The sequence below is a fragment of the Micromonospora qiuiae genome (assembly GCF_016863555.1).
GTDB classification, from domain to species: Bacteria; Actinomycetota; Actinomycetes; order Mycobacteriales; family Micromonosporaceae; genus Micromonospora; species Micromonospora qiuiae.
This window is the reverse complement of the sequence record NZ_BOPC01000011.1, coordinates 103,064-129,228: the sequence shown is the minus strand read 5'-3', so window position 1 is coordinate 129,228 and position 26,165 is coordinate 103,064. Positions and strand designations below refer to the sequence as shown.

The window sequence follows — 26,165 nt, the reverse complement described above, 5'->3', positions numbered from 1 at the left end:
CGGGGGTACGCAGCACGGATCAACCCGTACCGGGGCTCGCGGTGCTGCGGGGGGATGAAGAAACGCCCGGCGAGGGGGATGCTCGGGCGTCCGGGGGGTGTAACGATCCGGACCGGGCCCACATTCCAGGGGTCCCGGGGTCCGGGGTCCCGGGGTTCCGGGGGTTCCGGGGTTCCGGGGTTCCGGGGGCGCCGGGGTTCCGGGGGCGCCGGGGTTCCGGGGGGTGCCGCGGCGCGGGGGAGCGCCTGCGGTCAGCCAGCCATGTACAACGACCCGCGGCCGGACATGATTCCATGCCGGCGGTGACCTGGACCACGGCCCAGATCGGCTGATACCGGACATCTGGGGTGTGCGTAGATCCCGCCTCACTCCGGACAACGCCCGTCAAGGGGGACCTCCCGTCGGGTCTGCTCCCCCGCCCGCCCGGTCCGGGGGCTCGCCACGCATGGCCACGGCGGGCCGGGGAAGCTTTGGCCGCGTCCCGTCGAGCTGAGCCGTTTGTGCGGTCACAGCTCAACCGTCGACGCGGGCGAGGGCCTCCCGGCGGGCCGGCAGCGAGCCGTTTGCGCTATCAGCTCGACAGGGTCGGGATGTGGGCCCCTGCTGACGATGCTCAACTAGGCCGGAATATCCTCGATGTCCGTTTCGGCCCGCCGGAGGCAGGCAATCTGTCGACGGTCACTCCTGGTGGGATCCGGTCGTGGTCGGCTTTTGCGGCCCCCGTCGGGGTGTCGGGATGCTCGGCTGCGTCGGCCAGGGCACCTCGGGGGAGCGGTGGAAGGTGATCCCCGCCGCCGTCCACCGAACGCCGTGTCCGGCCAGGCGCTCGCGGAACCCGTCCCAGTCGTGCGTGACTGGGGCGGACCAGCCCAGCTCGGCGATGGCCGGGAGCCGGGGCAGCAGCATGAACTCGATCTCGGCACGGCTGGTCACCGATTCGGTCCACAGCGGCGCCTCGACGCCGAACACCGCGTCGGCCGGCACGCCGGCCAGGTGGGTGGCGGGATCCCAGCCGTACGCCCGATGCACGTCGATCAGGCCGGCCCAGTCGTGCCCGATCAGAGTATCCGGGGCATACTTCATGTCCAGGTAAGCGTGGTTTGCGGGGGAAAGGATCAGCTTGGCGCCCCGGCGTACCGCCTCGGCGGTGACCGGGTCGTCGCCGTTGGTGCCCCACCACTGCAGGAGGCGCCCGTCGGTGTGGGCGGCCGGGGCGATCTGGTGCCAGCCGATCACGCTCCGGCCCAACCCGGCGACGATCCGCTGCACCCGCTCGACGAAGCGGGCGTACGCCTCGGCGGGCACCTTGAACGCCTCGTCGCCGCCGATGTGCAGCCACGGACCGGGGGTGAGTGCGGCCAGTTCGCCCAGCACGTCGGCGACGAAGTCGTACGTCCGATCGTTGGTCGGGTCGACGTAGCTGAACCCGACCTCGGTGCCGGTGTACGGCGGCGGTGCGACCCGGTCGGGTGCCAGCTCCGGGTACGCGACCAGCGCGGCGTTGGTGTGGCCGGGCAGGTCGACCTCCGGCACCACGGTGATGTGCCGGGCCGCCGCGTACGCCACGATCCGTCGGTAGTCGGCCCGGGTGTAGTGCCCGCCGGGGGCGCCGCCGACCGCACCGGCACCACCGACGGTGGCCAGCCTCGGCCAGGAGTCGATCGCGATCCGCCAGCCCTGGTCGTCGGTGAGGTGCAGGTGCAGGTGGTTGAGTTTGTAGCGGGCCAGGTGGTCGATGACCCGCAACACGTCGGGCACGCCGAAGAAGTGCCGGGCCACGTCGAGCATCGCGCCCCGGTACGGATAGCGCGGTCGGTCGACGATCGATCCGCCGGGCAGCATCCAGTGCGCGGCGACCGGGCTCGGGCTCTCGATCGCGGGCGGGAAGAGCTGTCGCAGCGTCTGCACTCCGTGGTGGAGGCCGGCGGCGGTGCCGGCGAGGATGCGTACCCCGTCGGCGGCGATGTCGAGCCGGTAGCCCTCGGAACCGAGATCGGTGCCGCCGGCCAGGTTGAGAGCGATGCCGCCGGTCGCCGACGGCGTGGTGGTGTCGGTGACCGGCAGCGGGTAGCCGGTGGCCGGGCGCAGCAACGCGGCGAGCTGCTCGCCGACGGCCAGCGCGGCCGGGTCGGCGCTGACCCGGATGACCGCGTCGGCCCGCAGCAGGTGGTCGGCGGCCGGGTCCGGGGTGACCCGCTCGGGGGCGGGCACCACGTCGCCCAGCCGGACCGGCGCCGGCGGGGCGAGGCGCGTCGCCGCGTCCCGCTCCGCCGTCGCGGCCAGATCTGCGGGGGTACGCGCCGCCAGGGCGATGTCGGGCGGGCTGGGCGGGGGAGGCGGCTCCGGGGCGGTGCTGGACGGCGAGGACACGACGGTGGCTCCGAGGGGGTGTATTCGCGGCGGTAATGGCAAAGGCGCGGCGGTGACGCTGCGTGTCATCAAGGGTACGAGAGGCCTATTGCGCGGTGGTGCGCGTGGAATCGTTCCCAGGAAAGGTTACGAACGCGGATGGTGGCGATGTCTGTGCCCATCGTCACCGAATGGTCCCGCGGCGATCGAGATTCGCTTAACCTTCGCCCACCGATCTGCATCGCATGCCGGATTGCCGGAGGGCTCCGGGGAATCAAGAAACTGAACCTTCGTTAAGTGTAATTCCGGGCGCGTGGGAGGCTTTGGTGGCAGCACACAAGTACGTCTACGACTTCGCCGAGGGCAACAAGGATCTCAAGGATCTCCTCGGCGGCAAGGGGGCCAACCTGGCCGAGATGACCAACCTCGGCCTGCCGGTTCCGCCCGGCTTCACCATCACCACCGAGGCGTGCAAGGCGTACCTGGCCACCGGCGAGGAACCGGCCGGGCTGGCCGACCAGGTCGCCGCGCACCTGACGGCGCTGGAGCAGGCCATGGGCCGGCGCCTGGGTGACGCGGCCGACCCGCTGCTGGTCTCCGTGCGCTCGGGGGCGAAGTTCTCCATGCCCGGCATGATGGAGACCGTCCTGAACGTCGGCCTCAACGATCGCAGCGTGAAAGGACTCGCACGACAGGCCGGCGGCAGCGCTGATTCGGCCACCCCCGGCGGGGCGGACCGGTTCGCCTGGGACTCGTACCGGCGGCTGATCCAGATGTTCGGCAAGACCGTCTGCGAGGTGCCGGGCGAGGAGTTCGAGCGTGCCCTCGACGAGGCCAAGCGCATCAAGGGCACCAGCAGCGACCTCGATCTGGACGCGGACGACCTGCGCGTGCTGGTCGACGCGTACAAGAAGATCTTCAGCAAGCACACCGGGCGGGAGTTCCCGCAGGACCCGCGCGAGCAGCTCGACCTGGCCATCCGCGCGGTCTTCGAGTCGTGGAACGCCGAGCGGGCGGTGGTCTACCGCCGGCAGGAACGGATCCCGTCCGACCTCGGTACCGCCGTGAACGTGGTGGCGATGGTCTTCGGCAACCTCGGCCCGGACTCCGGCACCGGGGTCGCCTTCACCCGCGACCCGGCCAGCGGCGCCCAGGGCATCTACGGCGACTACCTGGCCAACGCGCAGGGCGAGGACGTGGTTGCCGGGATCCGCAACACGGTGCCGCTACAGGAGCTGGAGCGGATCGACAAGCCCTCCTACGACGAGCTGCTCGACTACATGGCCCGGCTGGAGCGGCACTACCGGGACCTGTGCGACATCGAGTTCACCATCGAACGCGGCAAGTTGTGGATGCTGCAGACCCGGGTCGGCAAGCGCACCGCCGCCGCAGCGTTCGTCATCGCCGGCCAGCTGATCGACGAGGGCCTGATCGACCTCGACGAGGCGCTGCACCGGGTCAACGGCGGCCAGCTGGCGCAGCTGATGTTCCCGCGCTTCCAGCTCGACCACGACTTCCAGCCGGTCGCCACCGGCGTCGGCGCGTCACCGGGGGCGGCGGTCGGCAAGGTGGTGTTCACCTCGGCGCGCGCAGTCGAGTTGGCCGGCCAGGGCGAAAACGTCATCCTGGTTCGCCGGGAGACCAACCCGGACGACCTGAACGGCATGATCGCCGCCCGGGGCATCCTAACCTCCCGGGGCGGCAAGACCAGTCACGCCGCGGTGGTGGCCCGCGGGATGGGCAAGACCTGTGTTTCCGGTGCCGACGAGCTGGACATCACCGTGCCGCAGCGCAGGTTCACCGTCGCCGGGCAGACCGTGAAGGAGGGCGACGTCGTCTCCATCGACGGCACCACCGGCAAGGTCTACCTCGGCGAGGTACCGGTCATGCCGTCGGAGGTGGTGCGCTACTTCGAGGGCGAGATCGATCCCGAGACGATCGACGACCCGCTGGTGCGGGCCGTACACCGGATCATGACGCATGCCGACGCCCGGCGGCGGCTGGCGGTGCGCACCAACGCCGACACCGCCGCGGACGCCGCGCGGGCCCGGCGCTTCGGTGCCGAGGGGATCGGGCTCTGCCGGACCGAGCACATGTTCCTCGGCGACCGGCGGGAGCTGGTCGAGCGGCTGATCCTGGCCCGCGACGCGACCGGGCGGAACAACGCGCTGGCGGCGCTGTTGCCGTTGCAGCGCGCGGACTTCGTGGAGATCTTCCGGGAGATGGACGGGCAACCGGTCACCGTGCGGCTGATCGACCCGCCGCTGCACGAGTTCCTGCCGCCATTGGAGCAGCTCGCGGTCGATGTCGCGGTCGCCCAGGAGCGTGGCGAGGATGTGGCCAGGGAGGAGGCGCTGCTCGCCGCGGTGCGTCGGATGCACGAGGAGAACCCCATGCTGGGGCTGCGTGGCGTACGCCTCGGCCTGGTCATCCCCGGCCTGTTCGCGATGCAGGTCCGGGCAATCACCGAGGCCGCGGTGGAGTGCGCCCGGCAGGGGATGCACTCCCGCCCGGAGATCATGGTCCCGCTGGTCGGCGCGGTCCAGGAGTTGGAGACGGTACGCGCCGAGGCCGAGAAGATCATCGCCGAGGTGGCCGGCGGCAGCGACGTCGAGGTGCTGATCGGCACGATGATCGAGGTGCCCCGGGCGGCGCTGACCGCCGGACAGATCGCCGAGGCGGCGGAGTTCTTCTCCTTCGGCACCAACGACCTGACCCAGATGGGCTGGGGCTTCTCCCGGGACGACGTGGAGGGTGCCTTTTTCTGGCGCTACCTGGAGCTGGGCATTTTCGGCATCTCACCGTTCGAGTCGATCGACGCCGACGGGATCGGCCGGCTGGTGCGCATCGCGGCGGAGGAGGGCCGGGCCGCCCGCCCCGGGCTCAGTCTCGGCGTCTGCGGCGAGCACGGCGGCGACCCGGAGTCGGTGCACTTCTTCCACTCGGTCGGGCTGGACTATGTCTCGTGCTCGCCGTTCCGGGTGCCGGTGGCCCGGCTCGAGGCGGGGCGGGCCGCGGTGGTGACGGCCGGCTCGGACAGTCGCTGAACGAGGACCCTCCCGCTCGGCCTCCGTACCGGGCGGGAGGGAGACCCAGATCGGTGGCCGGTGGTCAGGCTCAGTTGGGTGGCCGGTGGTCAGGCTCAGATCGGTGGCCGGCGCCAGGTGATGTGCGGGTCCCGGGGTGGGCGTTGGCCCGGCAGGGTGGCCATCGGGGTGCGCACGGCCAGCGGGGCGTGCGGGTCCGGCGGGCGAAGCGCCGGCGCGGGGTGCCGCCGGGCGGCGAGCATCGGGCCGGCGCGGTCGGCCACGGCCCGCGCCTCCACGCGCAGCGCCGCCAGGTCGGCACCCGGGGCGGCGACCAGTGTCAGCAGGGCGTCCTGGCCGGCCGGGTAGGTGACCACGCAGCCGGCCGTGGTGTGCACCACCGATTCGTGGAACTCGCCCTGCCAGACGGTGGCCGCCATCCGGTGGCCGAGGCCGAAGCTGGCGGCCGCCAGAGCGGCCAGATGGGTGGCGTCTGTGGCGGGCAGGTCGGTGGAGATCAGCAAGCCGTCCGTGCCGGCGAGGAGCGTGCCGGCGACCTCGGGGCGGCGCCGGCGCAGCCCTTGCAACTCGGTGCCGATCATCGTTTCCGCGTTCACGAGCGTATCTCTCCCACCGGTCGTGTCTCCGCCTCAACAGGTGACGTTGCGCGATGGTGACGTTACCCGTCAGCGACAATTCCCGCGATCCCGTGACCGTCGGCGATCGGTCGACAACTCTCGTCTGATCGGTGGATGCGGCGCCGCCGGGCGCAGGTCGTCGACGAGCCGTCCGGTGCCGCCGGGCGTAGCCTGATCTCGCCCGAGGACCGTCTTCACGAAGGAGTGGCCGGATGAGAGCGCGTACCGAGCTGTCGAAGCGGACTCCCGCCGTTTCCCGGACGGCGGTGCCGGCATGACCAGCGTCTGGCAGAGCCTGACGGTCGATGCTCGGGATCCCGGTCGGTTGGCTCGCTGGTGGGCCGAGGCGCTCGGTTACCAGGTGATCACCGAGCGGCCGGACGAGGTTGAGATCCGCCAGTCCCCGGACCGGCTGCCCGGCATCGTCTTCGTGCCGGTGAACGGCACCAAGGAGGGCAAGAACCGACTGCACCTCGACCTGCGCCCGGCCGACCGGGAGGCCGAGGTGGAGCGGCTGGTCGACATGGGCGCCCGGCACGTCGACGTGGGCCAGGACGGTGACGACTGGACGGTGCTCGCCGACCCGGAGGGCAACGAGTTCTGTGTGCTGCGGCAGCGTGGGGATTGACCACTGACGCGGCCCGGCGGGTGGTCGAGCCGGTCAAGGACGCCAGCCACGGCCGGTCGCCGTACCAACGGGACCGGGCCCGGGTGCTGCACTCGGCGGCGTTCCGCCGGCTGGCCGCGAAGACCCAGGTGCACATGGCGGGCACCGACGACTTCCTGCGTACCCGGCTGACCCACTCGCTGGAGGTGGCCCAGATCGCTCGGGAGATGGGTACGCGGCTGGGCTGTGACCCCGACGTGGTGGACACCGCTGGGCTGGCGCACGACCTCGGGCATCCGCCGTTCGGGCACAACGGCGAGGCCGCGTTGGACGCGGTCGCGGCCACCTGCGGGGGGTTCGAGGGCAACGCGCAGACGCTGCGCGTACTGACCCGCCTCGAGGCCAAGGTGTACGGCCCGGACGGCGGGTCCGTCGGGCTGAACCTCACCCGAGCCGCGCTGGACGCGGTCGCCAAGTACCCGTGGCCCCGCCGGCCGGGCCGGCGCAAGTTCGGGGTGTACGCCGACGACCTGCCCGTTTTCGCCTGGCTACGGCAGGGCGCACCGGCCGGCGACCGGTGCTGCCTCGAGGCGCAGGTGATGGACTGGGCCGATGACGTGGCGTACTCGGTGCACGACGTGGAGGACGCCATCCACGGCGGGTACCTGACGCTGGAGCCGCTGGTCGCCGACGCCGACGAGCGGGCCGCCCTCTGCGCCGACGTCGCCGCCGTCTACTCCATCGAGTCGCCCGATTACCTCGGCGAGGTCCTGGTGGACCTGCTCGCCGATCCGGTGCTCGCCCCGCTGGCCCACTACGACGGCAGCCACCGAGCCCAGGCCGCGCTCAAGGCCACCACCAGCGTACTGACCGGGCGTTTCGTGTCGACCGCCATCACCGCCACCACGGCCCGGTTCGGCCCCGGGCCGCATCGGCGCTACGCCGCCGACCTCGTCGTGCCCCGGCCGCTGCGGGCCCGGTGCGCGCTGCTCAAGGGCATCGCCCTGCGGTACGTGATGCGCCGCGCCGACGCGCAGGGACACTACGAACGCCAGCGGGAAATCGTCACCGACCTGGTCAGGGTGCTGGCCGAGCGGGCACCGGAGGGTCTCGACCCGGCCTTCGCCCCGCTGTGGCGCGCAGCCCCGGACGACGCGGCCCGGCTGCGGGTGGTGGTCGACCAGGTGGCCTCGCTGACCGATCCGTCCGCGATCGCCTGGCATGCCCGCCTGGTCGGGTGAGGTGCGCGATGGCCTGGCATGCCCGCCTGGTCGGGCGAGGCTAGCCTGGCCAGATGACGGAGCGCCCGAAGACTGTTACCTCCGCCCGCGTGCTGCGCACCGAGCGGCCCACGCCGCATGTGGTCCGGCTGGTGCTCGGTGGGGAGGAGTTGGCCGGCCTGCCGGTCGGCGAGTTCACCGACCACTACATCAAGATCCTATTTCCGGTGGCCGGAGTCGACTACCCGCACCCACTTGATCTCGCCGCGATCCGCCGCGACCTGCCCCGCGAGCACTGGCCGCGGCTGCGCGCGTACACCGTGCGGGCCTGGGACGCGTCGGCCGGCGAGATGACCGTCGACGTGGTGCACCACGGCGAGAAGGGGCTGGCCGGGCCGTGGGCCGCCGGGTTGCGACCCGGCGACGAGGTCCTCTTCACCGGGCCCGGCGGGGCGTACGCGCCGAGCCCGGAGGCCGACTGGCACCTGCTGGTCGGCGACGAGAGCGCGTTGCCGGCGATCGCCGCGGCCCTGGCCCGGTTGCCGGTCGACGCGCCCGCGCACGTCTTCGTCGAGGTCGAGGGGCCGGCCGACGAGCAGCCGCTGCCCAGCCCCGGCGCAGTACGCCTGACCTGGCTGCACCGCGGCGCGCGCCCGGTGGGCGAGGCGCTGGTGGCGGCCGTAAGCGGGCTCGACTTCCCACCCGGCACCGTGCATGCCTTCGTGCACGGCGAGGCGGGCTTCGTCCGCCAGTTGCGCCGGCTGCTGCGAGTCGACCGGGGCGTGTCGCGCGAGTGGCTTTCCATCTCCGGCTACTGGCGGCTGGGCCTGGACGACGAGGGGTGGCGGGCCAGCAAGCCCGACTGGAAGCGCCAGGTAGAAGCCGACGAGCACCCCACCCCCCGCCCCTGACCCCCGCGCGCACCCCGCGCGGCACTCCACGCCCATCACGCCACCCCTCGCGCGCCGATCTTGCACTTTTGGTCGCCATATTTCGGATATAAGCCGCGTAATGGCGACCAAAAGTGCAAGATCGCGGGGCCGGGGCCGGGGCCGGGGCCGGGGCGGGGGCGGGGCGGGGTGGGGTGGGGGAATTGTTGGAACAGGGGATGGGGGTGGGGTCGGGAAAGGAGGATGGCAAGGGGTGACCATGGGCGAGCAGGTCGACGAGGGGAGCGCTGGCGCGAGCGACAGATCCGACCCGGTGGTGCTCGGGCTGGGCGTCGGCGGGGTGCTCGCTGTGGTGCTCTGGGGGGTGCTCGCGCGTGACTCCTTGGCCGGCGTCGGCGCGTCCGGCCTGGCCTGGGTGATCGGCACCTTCGGCTGGTTCTTCGTGGTGGCGGTCAACGCCTTCCTGGTGCTGGCGGTGGTGCTGGCGTTGTCCCGGTTCGGCCGGATCCGGCTCGGCCGCGACGACGACGAACCCGAGTTCACCACGCTGGCCTGGATCGCCATGATGTTCAGCGCCGGCATGGGCATCGGTCTGGTCTTCTTCGCCGTCGCCGAACCCATCCAGCACTATGCCACGCCGCCACCGGCGACCGGTGTCGCGCCGCAAACCGGCGCGGCCGCCTCGGCGGCGATGCAGTACACCCTGTTCCACTGGACCCTTCACCCGTGGGCGATCTACGCGGTGGTGGCGGTGGCGCTGGCGTACTCCACGTTCCGGCGCGGCCGGCAGAACCGCCTCTCCGCGGCGTTCCGGCCGTTGCTGGGCGACCACGCCGACGGCGCCGCCGGCCGGGTGATCGACCTGATGGCCATCTTCGCCACCGTCTTCGGCACGGCCACCAGCCTCGGCCTCGGCGCCCTCCAGGTCGCTGCCGGGCTGGACCTGGTCGCTGGCGTACCGGACAGCACGGTGGTGGAACTGGTGGTGATCGGGGCACTCACCCTGGCCTTCGTGATCTCCGCCTTCTCCGGTCTGCACCGCGGCATCAAGTGGCTCTCGACCACCAACGTGGTGCTGGCCGTGGTGCTGATGATCTTCGTTTTCGTGGTCGGCCCGACCATCTACACGCTCGAGGTGCTGCCCGCGTCGATCGGCGACTACCTCAGCAACCTGGTCTTCATGTCCACCCGGACCGGCGCCTTCTCCGAGCCCACCTGGCTTGGCCACTGGACGATTTTCTACTGGGCGTGGTGGATCTCCTGGGCGCCGTTCGTCGGCACCTTCATCGCGCGGATCTCCCGTGGTCGTACCGTCCGGCAGTTCCTGATCGGCGTGCTGCTGGTGCCCAGCGGCGCCAGCACCGTGTGGTTCGCCATCATGGGTGGCAGCGCCCTGCGGGTGCAGGCGACCGGGCTTCGTGACCTGGTGTCGGACGCCGCGGTCGGCAGCGAGCAGGCGCTGTTCGGGCTGCTCGAAGCGTTGCCGCTGGCGGCGCTGACCAGCGTGGTTGCCATGGTGCTCGTCGCCCTCTACTTCGTCACGAGCGCCGATTCCGCGTCGCTGGTGCTCGGCTCGCTGGCCTCCCGGGGCGCGCTGCGACCGCACCGGATGCTGGTGGTCTCCTGGGGCATCCTGATCGGTGCCGTCGCCGCGGTGCTGCTGCTCGCCGGCGGACTCGACGCCCTCCAACAGGCCACCATCATGATCGCGTTGCCGTTCGTGGTGGTGATGCTCGGTCTGGCCGCCGGACTGGTCAAGGACATGGCCAAGGATCCGCTGCTGGCGGCGCCGACGCGCACCCGCCGGCACGGTCTGGCCGAAGCGGTACGCGCCGCCCGGTCGTACCGCGAGGAGGACCCGCCCCCGGTCCGGCGCTACCTACGCCGCCGCCCGCGCTGATCGGATCGGCCCGCGCCGTCGCCCGTCGAGGCGATTTCGGAGGTACGCGAGGCCGGTGAGCTGCATCGAGTGCCTGTCCCTGGACTGATCAACCGTCGTCGCCCCCGTTCACATCCGCCGCACACGTAGCGCCACCGAGCTGTTAATAAGGGGCCCTTCCTCTACCGCAGGCGTTAGCAGGGGGCCCCTCCTTACCCGCGTCAGCGGGAAGGCAGGATGTACGCGGAGGGGGTGACGGTATGGCGGGGCGGATCCGGGACGAGGACATCGCGTTGGTCCGGGAGCGCACCTCCATCGCCGAGATCATCTCCGACACGGTGACGCTCAAGTCGGCCGGTGCCGGCAACCTCAAGGGGCTCTGCCCCTTCCACGACGAGAAGAGCCCGTCGTTCAACGTCTCGCCCGCCCGCAACGTCTGGTACTGCTTCGGCTGCGGTGCCGGCGGCGACGCCATCAAGTTCCTGATGGACGCCGAGCATCTGAGCTTCGTGGAGGCGGTGGAACGGCTCGCCGACCGGGCCGGGTTGCAGTTGCGGTACGTCGAGGACGACCGCGCCACCGGCCGCACCCGCCCCCAGCAGGGGCAGCGGCAGCGGCTGGTCGCCGCGCACGCCGCCGCCGTGGAGTTCTACACCGCCCAGTTGAGCACGGCCGGCGCGCGTACCGCTCGGGAGTTCCTGGCCGAGCGGGGCTTCGACCGGGCCGCCGCCGAGCGGTACGGCTGCGGATTCGCCCCCGAGGGGTGGGATCCGCTCACCCGGCACCTGCGTCAGCGCGGATTCAGCCATGACGAACTGGTCACCGCCGGGCTGTCCCGGCCGGCCCGCTCGGGCAGCCTGATCGACCGGTTCCGGCGCCGGCTGCTCTGGCCGATCCGCGACCTGACCGGCGACGTGATCGGCTTCGGTGCCCGCAAGCTCTTCGATGACGACGACGGCCCGAAGTACCTCAACACCCCCGAAACGCCGATCTACAAGAAGTCGCACGTGCTCTACGGCATCGATCAGGCCAAGCGGGAGATCGCCAAGCAGGGCCGGGTGGTGGTCGTCGAGGGCTACACCGACGTGATGGCGTGCCACCTGGCCGGCGTACCGACCGCCGTGGCGACCTGCGGCACCGCGTTCGGCGCCGACCACATCGGCGTACTGCGCCGGCTGCTGCTGGACACCGACGCGGTCGCGGGCGAGATCATCTTTACCTTCGACGGGGACGCCGCCGGGCAGAAGGCCGCGCTGCGCGCCTTCGAGGACGACCAGCGCTTCGTCGGGCGTACCTTCATCGCGGTCAGCCCCGACAGCATGGACCCGTGCGAGCTGCGTCTGGCAAAGGGCGACCTGGCCGTCCGCGATCTGGTCGCGCGCCGCGAACCGCTGGTCGACTTCGCGCTGCGGCACGTGATCAGCCGCTTCGACCTGGACACTGTCGACGGCCGGGTCGAGGCGATGCGGCGTGCCGCGCCGCTGGTCGCCAAGCTCAAGGACCAGGAGAAACGCCCGGAGTACGTCCGTAAGCTCGCCGGTGATCTCGGCATGGAGATCGAGCCGGTGCAGCGGGCAGTGCTGGCCGCTGCCTCGGGACGATCGGTGGTCGGGCCGACGCGGCCCGACCGGACCGAGCCGACGGTGGACAGCCCGCAGTCGATGGTCGAGCGGGAGGCGCTCAAGCTGGCCCTCCAGGAACCGGTGCTGGCCGGGCCGATGTTCGACGCGGTCGAGGCGACCGACTACCGGCACCCGGTGCACGTGGCCGTCCGGGCGGCGATCGCGGCGGCCGGCGGGGCCGCGGCGGCCACCGGCGGCGCGGTGTGGATCGAGTCGGTCCGCGACGCCTGCGCCGACCTCGCGGCGCAGGCCCTGGTCGGCGAGCTGGCGGTGGAGCCGCTGCGGATCGACGGCGAGCCCGACCCACGCTACGTCTCGGTCACCATGGCCCGCCTTCAGTGGGGGTCGGTGACCGCCCGGATCCGCGAGCTGAAGTCGCGGATCCAGCGGATCAACCCGGTCAGCGACAAGGACGGGTACTTCGCCGCCTTCGGCGAGTTGCTGTCGCTGGAGCAGCACGCTCGGGCCCTGCGCGAGCAGGCAGCAGGAGGGTTGTAGGCAGATGGGACTTTTCCGCCGCCGGCCGAAGCTACCGCCGGCCGACCGGCCGCCGCTTCAGCGCGACGAACGGGTGCTGGCCTGGGCGGCTGTCGGCGAGGGCGACGGGGTGCTGGTCGCCACCAACCTCGGGCTCTGGCTGCCCGGGCGCGGCCACCGGATCGGCTGGCACGACATCGTCAAGGCCGTCTGGTCGGGCCGGGAGCTGACCGTCACCCCGGGTGAGCGGGTCGCCGAGCGCGATCGTTACCTGGTGGTCGCCGACTGCCCGGCGGAGCGCTACCTGCTGCTGGATCCGGGCGAGCTGCCGCACCAGGTAAGGGCCCGGGTCACCAAGTCCGTGGCGTACACCCAGCACCACGCCCTGCCCGGCGGCGCCGGCCGGATCGTCGGGCGGCGGGTGCCCGGCGTGGACGGTCTGACGTGGATGGTTCGCTACGACCCGGGGACCCCGATCGACGATCCGGAGGTTGTCGCGGAGACCGACCGGCTCGTCGCGGCGGCGCGGACCGCGACGTCGCCACCGGATGAGTGACGCTCCGATGGCCGACCGCACCGGCCGCTGAGCCGGTGCGGGCGAACGGGCGGTCGGGCGGTCGATCGGTCGATCGGTCGGGCGGCCGGCGGGAAACTCGGTTTGGAGTGTCGGACCGGGTGTCTAGGGTCGGGGAGTGACCATGGCACCACCACTCATCCAGGCCCGGAGGCTGGTGAAGCGGTTCGGCGACTTCACCGCCGTCGACGGCATCGACGTGCAGGTGCACGCCGGTGAGGCGTTCGGCTTCCTCGGGCCCAACGGCGCCGGCAAGTCGTCCACCATGCGGATGGTCGGCTGCATCTCGCCGCCCAGCTCCGGGGAGCTGCGCATTCTCGGCATGGACCCGGTGCGGGACGGCCCCGCCGTCCGGGCCCGCCTCGGCGTCTGCCCTCAGCTCGACAACCTCGACCCGGAGCTGACCGTCCGGGAAAACCTGACGACGTACGCTCGCTACTTCGGCATCCCACGCCGGGTGGCCCGGGCCCGAGCCACCGAGTTGCTCGACTTCGTGCAGCTCAGCGAGCGGGCGGACAGCAAGGTCGAGCCGCTCTCCGGTGGCATGAAGCGTCGGCTCACCATCGCCCGCGCGCTGGTCAACGAGCCGGACATCGTCCTGCTCGACGAGCCGACGACGGGCCTCGACCCGCAGGCCCGGCACCTGGTGTGGGAACGATTGTTCCGGCTCAAGCAGCAGGGCGTCACGCTGGTGCTCACCACGCACTACATGGACGAGGCCGAGCAGCTTTGCGACCGGCTGGTCGTGATGGACGGCGGGCGGATCGTCGCCGAGGGGTCACCGCGCGCGCTCATCGAGCGGCACTCCACCCGCGAGGTGGTCGAGCTGCGGTTCGCCGCCGAGTCGCAGGAGGCGTTCGCCGGCAAGCTCGACGGCGTGGGCGAGCGCGTCGAGGTGCTTCCCGACCGGATCCTGGTCTACGTGCCGGACGGGGACGCGGCGGTGGCCAAGGTCGCCGCACTCGGCCTGGAGCCGGTCAACGTGCTGGTCCGACGCAGCAGCCTGGAGGACGTCTTCCTCCACCTCACCGGCCGCACGCTGGTGGACTGAGCAAGGCGCCGGGCTCCGCCGGCCCGAAAACGGCCCGCCGAAGGTGAGTCGTTTGTCCGGCACAACCGCGGGTATGCGCCGCTGCCCCAGGGCCAACAGGACGACCGCTCACAGGCAGGGCACGACCATGACCATGAACAGTGACGAACAGTACGAGCGTGGCCTGGAAGCGCTCCGGCGGGCCGCCGGCGGGGCCGGGCAGCGACTTCTCGACGCCCTTGCCGACGTCTCACCCGAGCTGAGCTACCGGTCGATTGCCTGGTCGTACGGTGACCTCTACGTCCGGCCCCAACTTGCGCGCCGCGACCGGGAACTGCTGACTCTGGGCATACTCACCGGCCTCGGTGGCGCCGATGCCCAGCTGGAGGTACACGTCAACGGCGCGCTCAATGCCGGCCTGACCCCCGGCGAAATTGTCGAAGCACTGCTGCAGTCGGTGGTCTACTGCGGCGTGCCGCGGGCGGTCAACGCCACCCTCGTCGCCAAGAAGGTCTTCGCCGAGCGCAACATGCTTCCCGTCCGCACCACCGCCGCGAGCTGACCGCGCGCCGGTCGGGACCATGGTCGACTGAGGCGTACGGGCCGGCGGCGGGTGCCGGTGGCCGACGGACCGCTCACCGGCCGCGGGCCCAGATCAGGAAACGGTCGTGCAGGTTCGCCGGCATTGCCGTGCCGTTCAGGTCGGCCAGGTCGGCACTCGCCTCGACCAGCAGCGCGCCGAGGCACCTCGAGCGCCGGCCGAGCCTCGACTTCGCGCGCCGATGCGACGCGGTGTTCGGGGCCGGCGGACGGTTCGAACGCATCCAGCGGCGGACCAGCCGGGAAACGGTGGTGCCGTGGTTCCGCGACTGGGCCCGCATCGAGCAGGAGGCGACGGCCCTGCGCTGGTTCGAGCCGGTCTACATGCCGGGCCTGCTCCAGACCGAGGGGTACGCCCGCGCGATCCTGACCGGTGCCGGGCTGTTCGGGGCGGACGAGATCGAGCAGCAGGTGGCCGCCCGGATCGACCAGCAGGGCGTGCTCACCCGTGACCGGCCGCCGCTGCTGAGCGCGGTCATCGACGAGCACGCGCTGCGCCGCCGCATCGGCGGCGCGGAGGTGATGCGCGAGCAGGCGCAGCACCTGGTGAAGCTGGGCTCGACCCTGCCCCGGGTCCGGATCCAGGTGGTGCCGCTCTCCGCCGGGGCCTACGCCGGGCTCGACGGTCCCTTCGTGATCGCCACTTCACCATCTGGTGAGGACGTCGTCTACTTGGACGGGCAGCGGCACGGGCAGGTGATCGATCGCGGCGACTACGTGCGGCAGATGGTCGAGGTTTGGGAGTCGATCCGGGGTGAGGCACTATCGCAACAGCAGTCCCTCGACCTGATGGCGGAAGTGGCGGAGACATGGACCTGACCGGAGCCCGGTGGCGCAAGAGCACCCGCAGCAACGGCAGCGGCGGCGCCTGCGTGGAGGTCGCCGACAACCTCTCCGGCCTGGTGGCCGTACGCGACTCGAAGGACCCGGCCGGGCCGGTGCTGGCCTTCGGGCCGGCGGCCTGGCGTGCGTTCGTCGCGGATGCCCCCGAGCGGCGGTAGCCGACGCCTATCGCATCACCGCCACCATGCCGCGCTGCAGCGCAACGGGCTGCCCTGGGCTTTGTAGGGGAGGTCGGCAATAGGTGGTGGCAACGAGGTGGGCGCTGCTTCTCCAGGCGTGGTGCCTGAGGTTATGGGCGGCGCGGGTTGCGGCGGTCGGGGTGCTGGGGTGCTTGGGCGGGCGCGGGTTGCGGGGTGTCGGGGTGTCCGGCCTCCTGAGTGGCGCGGGTTGCGGCATGTTGGGGTGTCCGGGCCGGTTGAGACCGCGAGTTGCGGAATCCTGTGGACAGGGCCGCGAGTGGGGGTCCGGTGCGCAGGAAGTTGCGGCGCCCTACGCGATGGTGCGGCCCACAAACTCACTACTACGGGTCAGGAGGCAGTGGAGGGGGTAAGGGCGGCGCTGACCCGTTCCCTTCGTCAGCGCCGTGGGCCGACGCCCTCCTCGACCGGCCGATGGTCTCCTGTTAGCGGCAGAACCAGTGGTCAGGTGTTAATAGGGGGCCCTTTCTCTACCGCAGGCGTTAATAAGGGGCCCTTCCTTCGCATGCGCCGTAGGGTGACCGGGGCTGTCGTACCGGTGCGGTAGGAAGGCCGGGTGGACGGGGGAGTGGCGTGACACAACTGACGCGGGAGCAGGCTCGGCCGGCCCTACCGCGAGTGCCGGCGCTGGCGGTGTTCGACTACCACCTGGTGGGCTATCGGCGCACCTGGCGGGCCGGGGCCTTCTCGTCCTTCCTGCTGCCGACGCTGACCGTGCTCGGTTTCGGGTTGGGCGTCGGGGCGTACATCGATCGGGGGGTCGGTGGCGTCTCCTACCTGGAGTGGATCGTCGGGGGGCTGCTCGCGTCGACGGCACTGCAGGTGGCGATCGGCGAGTCGACTTGGCCGGTGTTCGGCAGCCACCAGTGGACGAAAATCTACTTCGCGCAGCGTTCGGCGCCGTTGCGGGTGACCGACATCGTCGCCGGCCACCTGGCGTTCGTGCTGTTCCGGGTGCTGACCGCGATCGCGGCGTTCCTCCTGGTGACCGGCGTGCTGGGGGCACTGCGGTCGCCGTGGGCGGTGTTGGTGCTGCCGGTGGCGGCGCTGCTCGCCCTGGCCGTGGCGGCCCCCAGCTTCGCCTACGCGGCGGTGGTGGACACGGACAGTTGGCTCGCGATGCTCTCCCGGTTCGCCGTGATCCCGATGACCCTGTTCGCCGGGGTGTTCTTCCCGGTCGAGTCGCTGCCGCTGGTGCTGCGCTGGCTCGCGTACGCAACGCCACTCTGGCACGCCGTCGACCTGTGCCGGGCCGCGGTGCTCGGGGTCGCGCCGCAGTGGTCGGTCGCCGGTCATCTGGGCTACCTCGCCGCCTGGGCGGCTGTGGGCTGGTGGCTCGCTCACCGCGCCTTCACGCGCAGGCTCGTCGTCTAGGAGGAGTGTCGTGGTCAGTCTGGTGCTGCCCCGGCTGGTCGACATCTCCGCCGCGTCGCGGCGGTCGGCGTCGGTCACCGAACGCAACATCGCGGCGTTGAAGTCGGTGTACTGGTTGCTGCTCGTCTCCGGCTTCGTCGAGCCACTGCTGTACCTGCTGTCGATCGGCGTCGGGGTGGGTGCGCTGATCGGCGACCTGACGCTGCCCGGCGGCGAGGTCGTCACGTACGCGGCCTTCGTCGCCCCGGCCATGCTCGCCTCGTCGGCGATGACCGGCGCGCTCGCGGAGACCACCTTCAACTTCTTCGGCAAGATGAAGTACATGAAGCTGTACGACGGGGTGATCGCCACCCCGGTGCAGCCGTTCGAGATCGCCCTCGGGGAGTTGGCCTGGGCGATGCTGCGGGGCAGTGCGTACTCGGGCGCGTTCCTGGTGGTGATGGTGGTGATGGACCTGACCGTCCCCGCCCGCGCTCTCGCCGCGTTCCCGGCGGCGGTGCTGGTCGGCTTCGCGTTCGGGGCGCTGGGCATGGCGATCTCCACGTTCATGCGCAGCTGGCAGGACTTCGACCTGATGGGCTCGGCGCAGTTCGTCCTGTTCCTGTTCTCCGGCACCTTCGTGCCCGCCGAGGCGTACCCGGTGGTGCTGCGCTGGCTGGTCGAGTTGAGCCCGCTCTACCGGGCGGTGCACCTGATCCGCGGCGTGACCGTCGGCACAGCGGGCTGGGACTGGCTGCTCGACGTGCTCTACCTGATCGTGGCGCTGGCCGCCGGCCTGCTGATCGCGTCGCGCCGAATGGCCCGCCTGCTCTACCGATGAGCGAGACCGGCAATAGGGCGGGCGGGTCCAGGCACGTCAGGGGGCCGGGCGGGGATCAACACGAACAGGTCAGCCGCCCTGGTAATAGCGGGCGGCGCCGGGGTGCAGGGGGATGGGGTCGGTGGTGGCGGCACTCTGGCGGTCGAAGTTGCGGGCCTCGGGGTGGGCGGCGGCCAGGTCGGCCTGGTACGTGAAGAGCAGCCGGGTCAGGTCGTACGCCAACTGGTCGGGCATGTCCGCGCTGACCAGGATCACGTTGGCCACCGTCACGGTCGGGGTGCCCGCAGGCGTGTCGTACGTCTTGCGGGGCAGCTCGGCGGTGGTGTAGACCGATCCGTGCGTGGCGCTGAGCGGTTCGATCAGATCGGCGACCGGCAGCAGGGCGAACTGGTCCCGTGCGCCGTTGAGCAGGTCGGCGATGCCCGGGGTGGGCAGTCCGCCGGAGAAGAACATCGCGTCCAACGTGCCGGCCCGCATCCGGGCCACCGTCTCCGGCAGCGACAACCGCGCCCGGCGTACGTCCCGGTCCGGATCGAGCCCGGCGGCGGTGAGCAACCGGCCGGCGATGACGTCGGTACCGGACTTCGGTGAACCGGTGGAGACCCGCTTGCCGCGCAGCATCGCCAGGCCGGTGATCTGGGCGTCCACCCGGACGACCACGTGCGTGTAGTTGCTGTAGACCCGGGCCAGGGCCCGCACCGGCTGAGGCCGGCCGGAGAAGGCACCGCGTCCGGCGGTGGCGTCCGCCGCCGTGTCGGCCAGGCTGAAGGCGATCTCCATGTCGCCCTCGACCAGCCGGGTGATGTTCTCTCCCGAGGCGCCGGTCGGTTCGGCGCGGGCCTCGTAGCCGGACAGATGGCGGCTGATGATGTCGGCGTACCCGCCACCGAGCTGGTAGTAGACCCCGGTGGTGTTGCCGGTGGCCAGGAAGATCCGCCCGTCGTGCCACGGCCGGGCTTGCGGGGTCTGCTCAGTGCCGCAAGCGGCGACCAGTACGACCGCCAGCAGCATCGCCACCAATCCAAATCGCTTGCTCATGCGCGCACCGCCGGTTCAAGGGCTTCGGCGACCCGCTGGACCAGCGTGGCCGTCTCGTAGCCGATCTGGCCGAGGTCGCAGCCGGAGGCGGCCAGCACCCCGAGCAGGGCCCGGTCGCCGACCGCCATCACCAGCAGTACGCCGCCGTCCATGTCGACGATCTGCTGCCGGACCCGGCCGGCGGACATCAGGCGTGCGGCGCCTACGGTCAGGCTGGCCAGGCCGCTGATCACCGCGGCGAGCTGGTCCGCCTGGTCGGTGGAGAGACGGGGCGAGGCCGCCAGCCGCAGGCCGTCTCCGGAGACGGCGAGGGCGTGCGACACGTCGGGGACCTGCTCGGCGAAGTTCGCCAGGAGCCAGTCGAGGCCGTGGCTGACGTTGGTCATTTTTCGGGTCCTCCGGTGGGTTTCGTCTGGTTACTTCGCATCGCGGAGGCGACCCCGGCGGAGAGGGCGGACAACCGGGCCCGGACCACCTCGGGGTCGAGCAGGTCGGCGGGGGCCTGCTGGGTCGGCAGGTCGTGCAGTTCGGCCTGTAACCCGCCGCCGCGGATCCGCCGGGGCAGGCCGCCGGTGGTGGTCGTGCCGTGCTGTCGACCGCCGGGCGTCCAGCCCGGCTGACCACCGGTCCCCGGCCCGCTCGTCGCTGGTCCACCCGCCGCCGTGCTGTTCGCCGTCCAGGTCGCGCCCGTCTGGTCCGGACTCGGCCCGGACCAGGTGGCCGTTGCGGGGGTGCCGTTGCGCACCATCGGGAGGGTCATCGTTGGCGCCTGGTGGACGTTGAACCGTTTCGGCGGCGTGGCCACCAGGTCCAACCTGGGCGGCGCCTCAACCGACTCGGCGGCTCGCGGCCGGAACCAGGCACCGGCGGTCGCCGGAGCGGAGCGGGGACCGATCGTGGGCCTACCGTTGACCTCCTCGGCCCGGGTGAGCAGCACCTCCGGCACGTCCACCTGGGCCACCATGCCCGCGCCGGTGCTGTGCAGCCGTACCTGGATATCGTGCCGGGCGGCCAGGTGCGCCACCACGTGCAGACCCATGCTGCCGGCCGCCGCGCTGGAGAGCATGGCGGGCGCTCGCAGCCGTTCGTTGATTTCGGCGAGCCGGCGATCGCGTACGCCGATGCCCTGATCGTGCACGCGCAGGGTGAGCCCGTCGACCGTACGCCGTCCGTCCACGTGCACCGGCGCCTGTGGAGGGGAGTACGCGGTCGCGTTCTCCAGCAACTCGGCGAGCAGGTGCACCAGGTTGCCCACCGCCGACCCGTGCACTGCCACGACGGGCACGTCGATCTCGACCCGGGCGTACTCCTCGATCTCGGAGGCGGCGCCGCGTACGACGTCGGCCAGCAGGTGCGGTCCCTCGTGTGAACGGCCGAGTTCACCACCGGCGAGGACGAGCAGGTTTTCCCCGTTACGCCGCATCCGGGCGGCGAGGTGGTCGAGCGCGAAGAGCCGGGCCAGCGCGTCCGGATCGGTCTCCTCCCGCTCGAACTCGTCGAGCAGCCGCAGCTGCCGGGTGATCAGCGTACGGATCCGGCGGGCCAGCGCCTCCACCATCCGGGTCACGTCCATCCGCAGCTCGGCCTGCTCACCGGCGAGCCGCAGCGCGGCCCGGTTGACGGTGTCGAACGCCTCGGCCACCTGGGCGATCTCGTCCCGTCCGCGACTGATTCCCGCGGCGAGCTGCGACGCCGGTCCCTCCGCCCGGTTGGCGTCGCCGGCCGAGATCGCGGTGATCCGCTCGGGTAGTTCCCGGTGTGCCATGGTGAGCGCGGCCACCCGCAGCCGGCGCAGTCGGCGGCTGGTGCGCACCGCCAGCAGGGCGGCGGCGGCCAGCGAGGCAAGCGCCAGCGTGCCGGTGGACCCGCCGGTGACCAGTGCCCGCTGGCGGGCGTCGGCGGCCAACGCGACGGCGCGGCGGTCGAGTTCCTCGGAAAGTTCCCGGCCCAGCAGGTTGAGCCGGCGAATGGTCCCGCTCTGGGCCACGTACCAGGCGTCGGCGTCGGTGGCGAGCGCGGCGGGCTCGGCCTCGGCGTTCAACGCGCCTTCCCGCATGCGGCGGGCGGTGGAGACGTCGGTGCCGGCGTCCAGGCGGGTGAAGGCGGCTGCCGCGTCCTCCCCGGCGATCCGGGAGAACTCGGCCTGCCGCTGTTCCTGCGCGCCGCGCAGCCTGCCGAGCTGGGCGAGTTCGCCCTCGGCCAGGCTACCCCGACCGAAGACGGTACGGAGCAGGTCGCGTTCCAGCGAGGCCAGATGCTCCTGGGCGGCGACCGCGGCCACCTCACGGGCCCGGTTGGCCAGCTCGGGATCGCGCAGCTGGGCGGGTAGCGCGTCGGCGACGACCAGCAGCGACTCCGCCAGGGCCACGAAGACGCCGTCGGCGGTGTCGGTGCGCAGCGCGGTGCCCCGTGCCTCGTCGAGCTGGTCGAGGTGTTCGGTCACGCCGTTCAGGGGGCGATCCAGGTCGGGCGCCGCGCGGCGGGCGTCGGAGCTGGCGGCGCGGTAGCGTTCGGCGGCCTGGTCCACCCGCTGCCGCTGGGCGTCGACCAACGGCCGGCCGGACGTCCCGCCGCGTAGCCGCAGGGCGGCGGTCTCGCCGAGTTCCCGCTCCAGTTCGTGGACCAGGGACACGGTGGCGGTGGCGGTGCCGGCCAGGGTCCGGGCACGCTGCGCGTCGGCGGAGGCGGCGAGCGCGTTGCCGGTCTGAATCGCGCCCAGCACGACCAGACCGGCGGTGGCGACCAGGATCGGGGCGAGTAGTTGGGTACGCACAGACCACAGCCGGTCGGTGTGCCCGGACGGGCGGTTGTGCCGGCGTACGCGGGCCAGGGTGGACAGCGGCACGGGGTTCTCCCGAGGTCGGGGCGACCGGACCGAACGTCACCACCCGGCCCGGCCACCTTTGGTCAGCTCGCGCCGAGGTCCTGCAATGCCTTGACCGCGCCCCGGTGCAGGCCGACCGGGTCGGTCTTGCGGGCGCTGTCCAGGGCGATGCCGTTGGCAGCGGGGTTTGCCTGGGCCAGCGCGTCCTTGCGTTGGAACACGGTCCGGGTGATGGCGCAGGCCACGTTGGCGTCGAGGTCCTTGCGGACGAGCAACACGTTCGGGACCACGATGGTCGGGGTGTCCGCCGTGGTGGCGTAGACGTCCTTGCCGATCGTGCCGGCCTGGTACGCCGGGTTCAGCTCGCTCATCTTGGGCAGCAGCGGCGTGATGTCGATGAACTTGACCTTGTCCCTGGCGGTGGTGAACAGGTCGGTGACCCCGCCGGTGGGCAGGCCGCCGGACCAGAAGAAGCCGTCCAGGGTGCCCTCCTTGATGCCCTCGACGGTCTTGGTCAGGTCGAGCCGCTGGGCTTGGACGTCGGCGGCCGGGTCGAGGCCGGCGGCCTCCAGCAGGCGGTGGGCGATGACCTCGGTGCCGGACTTCGGGGAGCCGGTGGAGATCTTTTTGCCCTTCATGTCGGCGACCGAGTTGATGCCCGAGTCGGCCCGGACGACCACCTGGGTGTAGTTGTCGTAGATCCGGGCCAGGGCCTCGACCGGTTGCGGTGCGCTGAAACTGCCCTTGCCCTGCACCGCGTTGACCGCGGTGTCGAACAGGGAGAACGCCACGTCGTACTGGCCGCCGACGAGCTGTTCGATGTTCTGGACCGAGGCACCGGTCTCGGCCGCGGTGCCGGTCAGCCGGCCGCCGGTGCTGTCGGCGAGCTGGCCGGCCAGGGCGTTGCCGACCACGTAGTAGACGCCGGTGGCGTTGCCGGTGGCGATGCCCACCCGGGTGTTCTCGGCCACCTCGCAGGTGACGGCGCTCGCGGTGTCGTCCGTGGCCGCGGCGCCCTGACGACCCCCACAGCCAGCGGCTCCGGTCGCGACGAGGGCCAGTGCGCCCAGCCCTGCCGCGAACCGCACGTTGATCCGTCTCACACTTGCTCCTTCCTGAGTGGTGCCGGTGATCCGGCTCGCGTCCCGCCGGTGGGCCCGGCGGATCCGCGTCGTACGAGCACACCCACCGCCATGACGCCGGCCAGCACGGTGCCGATGGCGACGGGCACGGGTTGCAGCCAGAGCAGGGTCAGCCCGGCGACGGCCCCGAGCAGGCGTTCCGGCACCCCGGCCGGGCCGACGCCGGGCAGCCAGCCGCCGGCGGCGACGGCCAGCACCGCCACGCCGAGCGCGGTGATCATGGTGGCGACGACGATCCGCTGCGGGCTGCCGATGCCGAGCAGGCCGAGTCCGGTCGGTGTGATCACGAAGGCGAGCGGGATGAGGTACGCCGGCAGCGCGTACCGCAGGGTGTGCCACATCGTCGGCACGACCCGGCCGCCGGTCACCGCGGCGGCGGCGACCGCGGCCAGCGCGGTCGGCGGCGACACCTCGGACAGGACCGCGAAGTAGAAGACGAACATCGCCGCGGCCGGGGCAGTGACGCCGAGGCCGAGCAGGGCCGGCCCGATGATCACCCAACCGATCACGAAGGACGCGGTGACCGGTACGGCCAGGCCGAGCAGGCTGAGTGCGACGGCGGCGAGCAGGGCGGTGAGCGCGAGCACCACAGCCGGCTCGGAACTGACCGCGCCGGCGGCGTTGACCAGCAGCGCCGCGGTCTGCGGGCCGAGGCCGGTCTTCGTGGTGGTGGCGGTGATGATGCCCGCCGCCGCGCAGACCACGGTGACCGCGAGTACGCCGCGTACGCCGCCGGAGAGCGCGGCGACCAGTCGGGCCGGGGTGAGCCGGTGCTGCCGGTCCAGGATGGACAGGACGATCGCGAGCAGGGTGGCCAGCACCACGGCGCGGGTGGCCGACACGCCGACGACGAGGAGCCCGACGATGGCGAACAGCGAGGCGAAGTGGTACCCGGAGCGGGCCAGCAGCCGCCAGGCGGAGCCGGCCTGCAGGGCCGCCGGCCGTACGCCGGAGCGCCGCGCGTCGATCTCCACCGAGAGCACGATGCCGAGGTAGTAGAGCACGGTCGGCACCATCGCCCAGCCGAGCACCCGCAGGTAGGACACGCCGAGGTACTCGGCGATGATGAAGGCCGCCGCACCGAGCGTCGGCGGGGAGAGGATCGCGCCCACGCCGGCCGCGGCGAGCATCCCACCGGCGCGTTCCGCCGGGTAGCCGGCGCGGCGCAGGATCGGCCAGGTGACCGCGCCGATGCTGACCGTCGTCGCCGCCCCCGAGCCGGAGACGGTGCCGAGCAGGAAGCCGGAGGCCACCGCTGTGCGGCCGGCGGCGGTGCGGGAACGCCGGAACGCCGCGGCGGACAGGTCCACGAAGAAGCGACCCGCGCCCGAGAGGTCGAGCACCGCCCCGTAGATGGTGAACAGCACGATGTACGTGGCCGCCACGTCCAGCGGGGTGCCGTAGAACCCGCTGTCGGAGTTGTAGAAGGCGTCCACGAGCTGCCCGAAGTCCAGCCCGGCGTGGGCCACCGCCCAGTTCTGCGGCAGCAGGCCACCGTAGTAGCCGTACCCGAGGAAGAGCAGGCAGACCGCGGGCAGAATCCAGCCGGTGGTGCGGCGGCAGGCCTCCAACAGCAGGAACAGCAGGACGGTGCCCATCGCCACGTCCATGCCGACGAGCAGGCCCTGCCGGTCGAGGAAGGCGTCGTAGCCGCCGCCACCGCCGAAGAGGGTGACCGGCAGCACCGGGTAGAGGCAGCCGACCAGCGCTGCGGCGGCCAGGGCCCAGTCGAGGCGGCTCGGCCCGGACGGGTCCGGGGCGATCGGACCGTCCGACCCGGCGCCGTCGGTGCGGGGCCGGCGCAGGCGGCGGGGGAGCCGCAGGTCGGCCGGATAGGCGAGGAAGACCAGCGGGAGTACGCCGGCCAGGAAGTAGATCAGGTAGTACTTGCTGCCCTGGGCGAGTGGCCGGAACACCTGCCAGAGCGCCAGCAGGGCGATCGCCAGCGTCGCGGCGGTCAGGACGACAGCGACCGGGCCGGAGAGCCTCCGGCCGGGCTTCTCCTCCTCGAACCGGGCGGTCAGTTCGCGGGGATCCACGACCGGTACCGGTGACCGCTCGGCGCCGGTGTCCGGTGCCGCCGGACGGTCACGGCGCGGGGGCGTCGTCGCGGTGTCCCGGTCGATCTCCGCCACACCGGTGCGGGGGCGGTTCGGCTCGGGTCCGGAATCTTCGGTGAATCGGATAGCCGACACGAAGGGGGACGATACGCGAATTGACTCCGGGTTGGGAACATTGTCGATCATCACTTCGCTGAGTGACTTTCATTTTGTCTTAGTCGCTCAGCGAGGGGATTTTTCAGAATCTATTTCGCGGACCGCGGCGGACGTGCCGATTCAGCCTGCTCAACGGCTGAGACGATTGCCCACCTGGTGTCCGTTATGACCGCGTTGGCGGGCTTATTCGATGGAAGATCAGCGCCGCAATGAGTTGTTCTCATCGTAGCTCTCAGTAACCAAACCGCACCGAACGAGACCGCTGGCCACGACGACCCGCCCGGTTGATCAAGAAGTTTTGGTCAGGACGAGCGCCAATCATGACGCAAACTGCTTGATCAACGGGTCGGGCCGGGGGCGATGTCGAGAGCGACCGGCCGGAAGCCGACCGGGGCACTCCGGAGCGGCCGGCTCACCTGTTCGGCGGAGCGTGGGTGGCGACGCTGCGCCGCACGGCCGATCGCGGGCGGCTGCGCCCGGCCGACCAGGAGCCGTACGTCGAGCTGCGCGACGACCGTAAACTGCGCACGGAGGACGGGTGACACCGGTTCTGACCTCGGCGCCGGGTTTCAGATTTCAATATTGCCCGAGTTGTCGGGGAGGGGTGCTGACCTTTCTGCTGTTCCGGGTGGCAGTTTTATCCCGTGCTCGGGTGTGCGTATTTCGGCGACTGGAGTTACGGGAACACCGAGTGGCCCGGGAGGTGCGTCGCATGTTCCATCGCCGGATTTCGTGGTGGTGCGGCGGCGATTTCCGGCCGGTCTGGAAATGGCGGAAGGCGGGCTGCGGAGGCTGGCGC

The 26,165-nt window shown here is 71.7% G+C and carries 20 protein-coding genes and 1 pseudogene; 13 read left to right on the top strand and 8 right to left on the bottom strand.

Features of this window, described 5'->3' with window-relative positions; genetic code table 11:
- Nucleotides 1-678: 678 nt before the first annotated feature.
- Nucleotides 679-2,439, bottom strand: a complete 1,761-nt coding sequence (locus tag Vqi01_RS04170; protein ID WP_204033110.1) for a beta-N-acetylhexosaminidase — start codon at nucleotides 2,437-2,439, stop codon at nucleotides 679-681.
- Between the two features lie 236 nt (nucleotides 2,440-2,675).
- Here Vqi01_RS04170 and ppdK point away from each other — a divergent pair, with 236 nt between their 5' ends.
- A complete protein-coding gene (ppdK, locus tag Vqi01_RS04165; RefSeq protein WP_239098164.1) occupies nucleotides 2,676-5,396 on the top strand; it encodes a pyruvate, phosphate dikinase in 2,721 nt (906 codons plus the stop codon).
- Between the two features lie 95 nt (nucleotides 5,397-5,491).
- Here ppdK and Vqi01_RS04160 read toward each other — a convergent pair whose 3' ends face one another.
- On the bottom strand, nucleotides 5,492-5,992 hold the full coding sequence (locus tag Vqi01_RS04160) for a roadblock/LC7 domain-containing protein (protein ID WP_204033108.1): 501 nt from the start codon (nucleotides 5,990-5,992) through the stop codon (nucleotides 5,492-5,494).
- Between the two features lie 295 nt (nucleotides 5,993-6,287).
- Between Vqi01_RS04160 and Vqi01_RS04155 the strand changes: the two genes are divergently transcribed.
- The 8 genes and pseudogenes from Vqi01_RS04155 to Vqi01_RS04120 all read left to right on the top strand — a co-directional run bounded on the left by Vqi01_RS04155 (nucleotide 6,288) and on the right by Vqi01_RS04120 (nucleotide 14,874).
- Nucleotides 6,288-6,641, top strand: a complete 354-nt coding sequence (locus Vqi01_RS04155; RefSeq protein ID WP_204033105.1) for a VOC family protein — start codon at nucleotides 6,288-6,290, stop codon at nucleotides 6,639-6,641.
- Nucleotides 6,638-7,861: a deoxyguanosinetriphosphate triphosphohydrolase gene (locus tag Vqi01_RS04150; protein ID WP_204033104.1), complete on the top strand. Its 1,224-nt coding sequence runs from the start codon at nucleotides 6,638-6,640 to the stop codon at nucleotides 7,859-7,861. The genes Vqi01_RS04155 and Vqi01_RS04150 overlap by 4 nt, the downstream gene beginning before the upstream one ends.
- Before the next feature lie 53 nt (nucleotides 7,862-7,914).
- Nucleotides 7,915-8,751 (top strand): siderophore-interacting protein, encoded by an 837-nt coding sequence (locus Vqi01_RS04145; RefSeq protein ID WP_204033103.1) that lies wholly within the window; start codon nucleotides 7,915-7,917, stop codon nucleotides 8,749-8,751.
- A 238-nt stretch (nucleotides 8,752-8,989) separates the two neighbouring features.
- Nucleotides 8,990-10,630, top strand: coding sequence for a BCCT family transporter (locus Vqi01_RS04140; protein ID WP_204033125.1), 1,641 nt, complete (start codon nucleotides 8,990-8,992; stop codon nucleotides 10,628-10,630).
- A 216-nt stretch (nucleotides 10,631-10,846) separates the two neighbouring features.
- Nucleotides 10,847-12,729, top strand: a pseudogene (gene dnaG, locus Vqi01_RS04135) (DNA primase).
- Between the two features lie 4 nt (nucleotides 12,730-12,733).
- Nucleotides 12,734-13,264 (top strand): hypothetical protein, encoded by a 531-nt coding sequence (locus Vqi01_RS04130; RefSeq protein WP_204033101.1) that lies wholly within the window; start codon nucleotides 12,734-12,736, stop codon nucleotides 13,262-13,264.
- A 136-nt stretch (nucleotides 13,265-13,400) separates the two neighbouring features.
- A complete protein-coding gene (locus Vqi01_RS04125; RefSeq protein ID WP_204033100.1) occupies nucleotides 13,401-14,333 on the top strand; it encodes an ABC transporter ATP-binding protein in 933 nt (310 codons plus the stop codon).
- A gap of 133 nt (nucleotides 14,334-14,466) precedes the next feature.
- On the top strand, nucleotides 14,467-14,874 hold the full coding sequence (locus tag Vqi01_RS04120; RefSeq protein ID WP_239098163.1) for a carboxymuconolactone decarboxylase family protein: 408 nt from the start codon (nucleotides 14,467-14,469) through the stop codon (nucleotides 14,872-14,874).
- Nucleotides 14,875-14,947: 73 nt separating this feature from the next.
- Here Vqi01_RS04120 and Vqi01_RS04115 read toward each other — a convergent pair whose 3' ends face one another.
- Nucleotides 14,948-15,136 (bottom strand): hypothetical protein, encoded by a 189-nt coding sequence (locus tag Vqi01_RS04115; RefSeq protein ID WP_204033098.1) that lies wholly within the window; start codon nucleotides 15,134-15,136, stop codon nucleotides 14,948-14,950.
- A gap of 28 nt (nucleotides 15,137-15,164) precedes the next feature.
- On the opposite strand from Vqi01_RS04115, the gene Vqi01_RS04110 reads away from it, so the two are divergent.
- The 4 genes from Vqi01_RS04110 (at nucleotide 15,165) to Vqi01_RS04095 (ending at nucleotide 18,146) form a co-directional block, all read left to right on the top strand.
- Nucleotides 15,165-15,731, top strand: coding sequence for a DUF5753 domain-containing protein (locus Vqi01_RS04110; RefSeq protein WP_204033097.1), 567 nt, complete (start codon nucleotides 15,165-15,167; stop codon nucleotides 15,729-15,731).
- Entirely contained in the window at nucleotides 15,722-15,913 is a 192-nt protein-coding gene (locus Vqi01_RS04105; RefSeq protein ID WP_204033096.1) for a DUF397 domain-containing protein, read from the top strand. The genes Vqi01_RS04110 and Vqi01_RS04105 overlap by 10 nt, the downstream gene beginning before the upstream one ends.
- A gap of 612 nt (nucleotides 15,914-16,525) precedes the next feature.
- Nucleotides 16,526-17,326, top strand: coding sequence for an ABC transporter permease (locus tag Vqi01_RS04100; protein ID WP_204033095.1), 801 nt, complete (start codon nucleotides 16,526-16,528; stop codon nucleotides 17,324-17,326).
- Nucleotides 17,327-17,336: 10 nt separating this feature from the next.
- Nucleotides 17,337-18,146: an ABC transporter permease gene (locus Vqi01_RS04095; protein ID WP_204033093.1), complete on the top strand. Its 810-nt coding sequence runs from the start codon at nucleotides 17,337-17,339 to the stop codon at nucleotides 18,144-18,146.
- A gap of 69 nt (nucleotides 18,147-18,215) precedes the next feature.
- Here Vqi01_RS04095 and Vqi01_RS04090 read toward each other — a convergent pair whose 3' ends face one another.
- From Vqi01_RS04090 to Vqi01_RS04070, 5 genes are all read right to left on the bottom strand, one after another.
- Nucleotides 18,216-19,184, bottom strand: coding sequence for a TAXI family TRAP transporter solute-binding subunit (locus tag Vqi01_RS04090; protein WP_204033092.1), 969 nt, complete (start codon nucleotides 19,182-19,184; stop codon nucleotides 18,216-18,218).
- On the bottom strand, nucleotides 19,181-19,570 hold the full coding sequence (locus Vqi01_RS04085) for a roadblock/LC7 domain-containing protein (protein ID WP_204033091.1): 390 nt from the start codon (nucleotides 19,568-19,570) through the stop codon (nucleotides 19,181-19,183). Before Vqi01_RS04085 ends, Vqi01_RS04090 begins: the two co-directional genes overlap by 4 nt.
- Nucleotides 19,567-22,029 (bottom strand): sensor histidine kinase, encoded by a 2,463-nt coding sequence (locus tag Vqi01_RS04080; protein WP_204033090.1) that lies wholly within the window; start codon nucleotides 22,027-22,029, stop codon nucleotides 19,567-19,569. Before Vqi01_RS04080 ends, Vqi01_RS04085 begins: the two co-directional genes overlap by 4 nt.
- A 62-nt stretch (nucleotides 22,030-22,091) precedes the next feature.
- Nucleotides 22,092-23,111 (bottom strand): TAXI family TRAP transporter solute-binding subunit, encoded by a 1,020-nt coding sequence (locus Vqi01_RS04075; RefSeq protein ID WP_204033088.1) that lies wholly within the window; start codon nucleotides 23,109-23,111, stop codon nucleotides 22,092-22,094.
- Entirely contained in the window at nucleotides 23,108-25,189 is a 2,082-nt protein-coding gene (locus Vqi01_RS04070; RefSeq protein WP_239098167.1) for a TRAP transporter permease, read from the bottom strand. Before Vqi01_RS04070 ends, Vqi01_RS04075 begins: the two co-directional genes overlap by 4 nt.
- Nucleotides 25,190-26,165: the final 976 nt, after the last annotated feature.

Excerpts from the sequence above, each read along its gene's own strand:
- Vqi01_RS04170 (WP_204033110.1), bottom strand. The coding sequence starts at position 2,439 with ATGACACGCAGCGTCACCGCCGCGCCTTTGCCATTACCGCCGCGAATA.
- Vqi01_RS04155 (WP_204033105.1), top strand. The coding sequence starts at position 6,288 with ATGACCAGCGTCTGGCAGAGCCTGACGGTCGATGCTCGGGATCCCGGT.
- Vqi01_RS04145 (WP_204033103.1), top strand. The coding sequence starts at position 7,915 with ATGACGGAGCGCCCGAAGACTGTTACCTCCGCCCGCGTGCTGCGCACC.
- Vqi01_RS04140 (WP_204033125.1), top strand. The coding sequence starts at position 8,990 with ATGGGCGAGCAGGTCGACGAGGGGAGCGCTGGCGCGAGCGACAGATCC.
- Vqi01_RS04130 (WP_204033101.1), top strand. The coding sequence starts at position 12,734 with ATGGGACTTTTCCGCCGCCGGCCGAAGCTACCGCCGGCCGACCGGCCG.
- Vqi01_RS04120 (WP_239098163.1), top strand. The coding sequence starts at position 14,467 with ATGAACAGTGACGAACAGTACGAGCGTGGCCTGGAAGCGCTCCGGCGG.
- Vqi01_RS04115 (WP_204033098.1), bottom strand. The coding sequence starts at position 15,136 with ATGCGTTCGAACCGTCCGCCGGCCCCGAACACCGCGTCGCATCGGCGC.
- Vqi01_RS04105 (WP_204033096.1), top strand. The coding sequence starts at position 15,722 with ATGGACCTGACCGGAGCCCGGTGGCGCAAGAGCACCCGCAGCAACGGC.
- Vqi01_RS04090 (WP_204033092.1), bottom strand. The coding sequence starts at position 19,184 with ATGAGCAAGCGATTTGGATTGGTGGCGATGCTGCTGGCGGTCGTACTG.
- Vqi01_RS04085 (WP_204033091.1), bottom strand. The coding sequence starts at position 19,570 with ATGACCAACGTCAGCCACGGCCTCGACTGGCTCCTGGCGAACTTCGCC.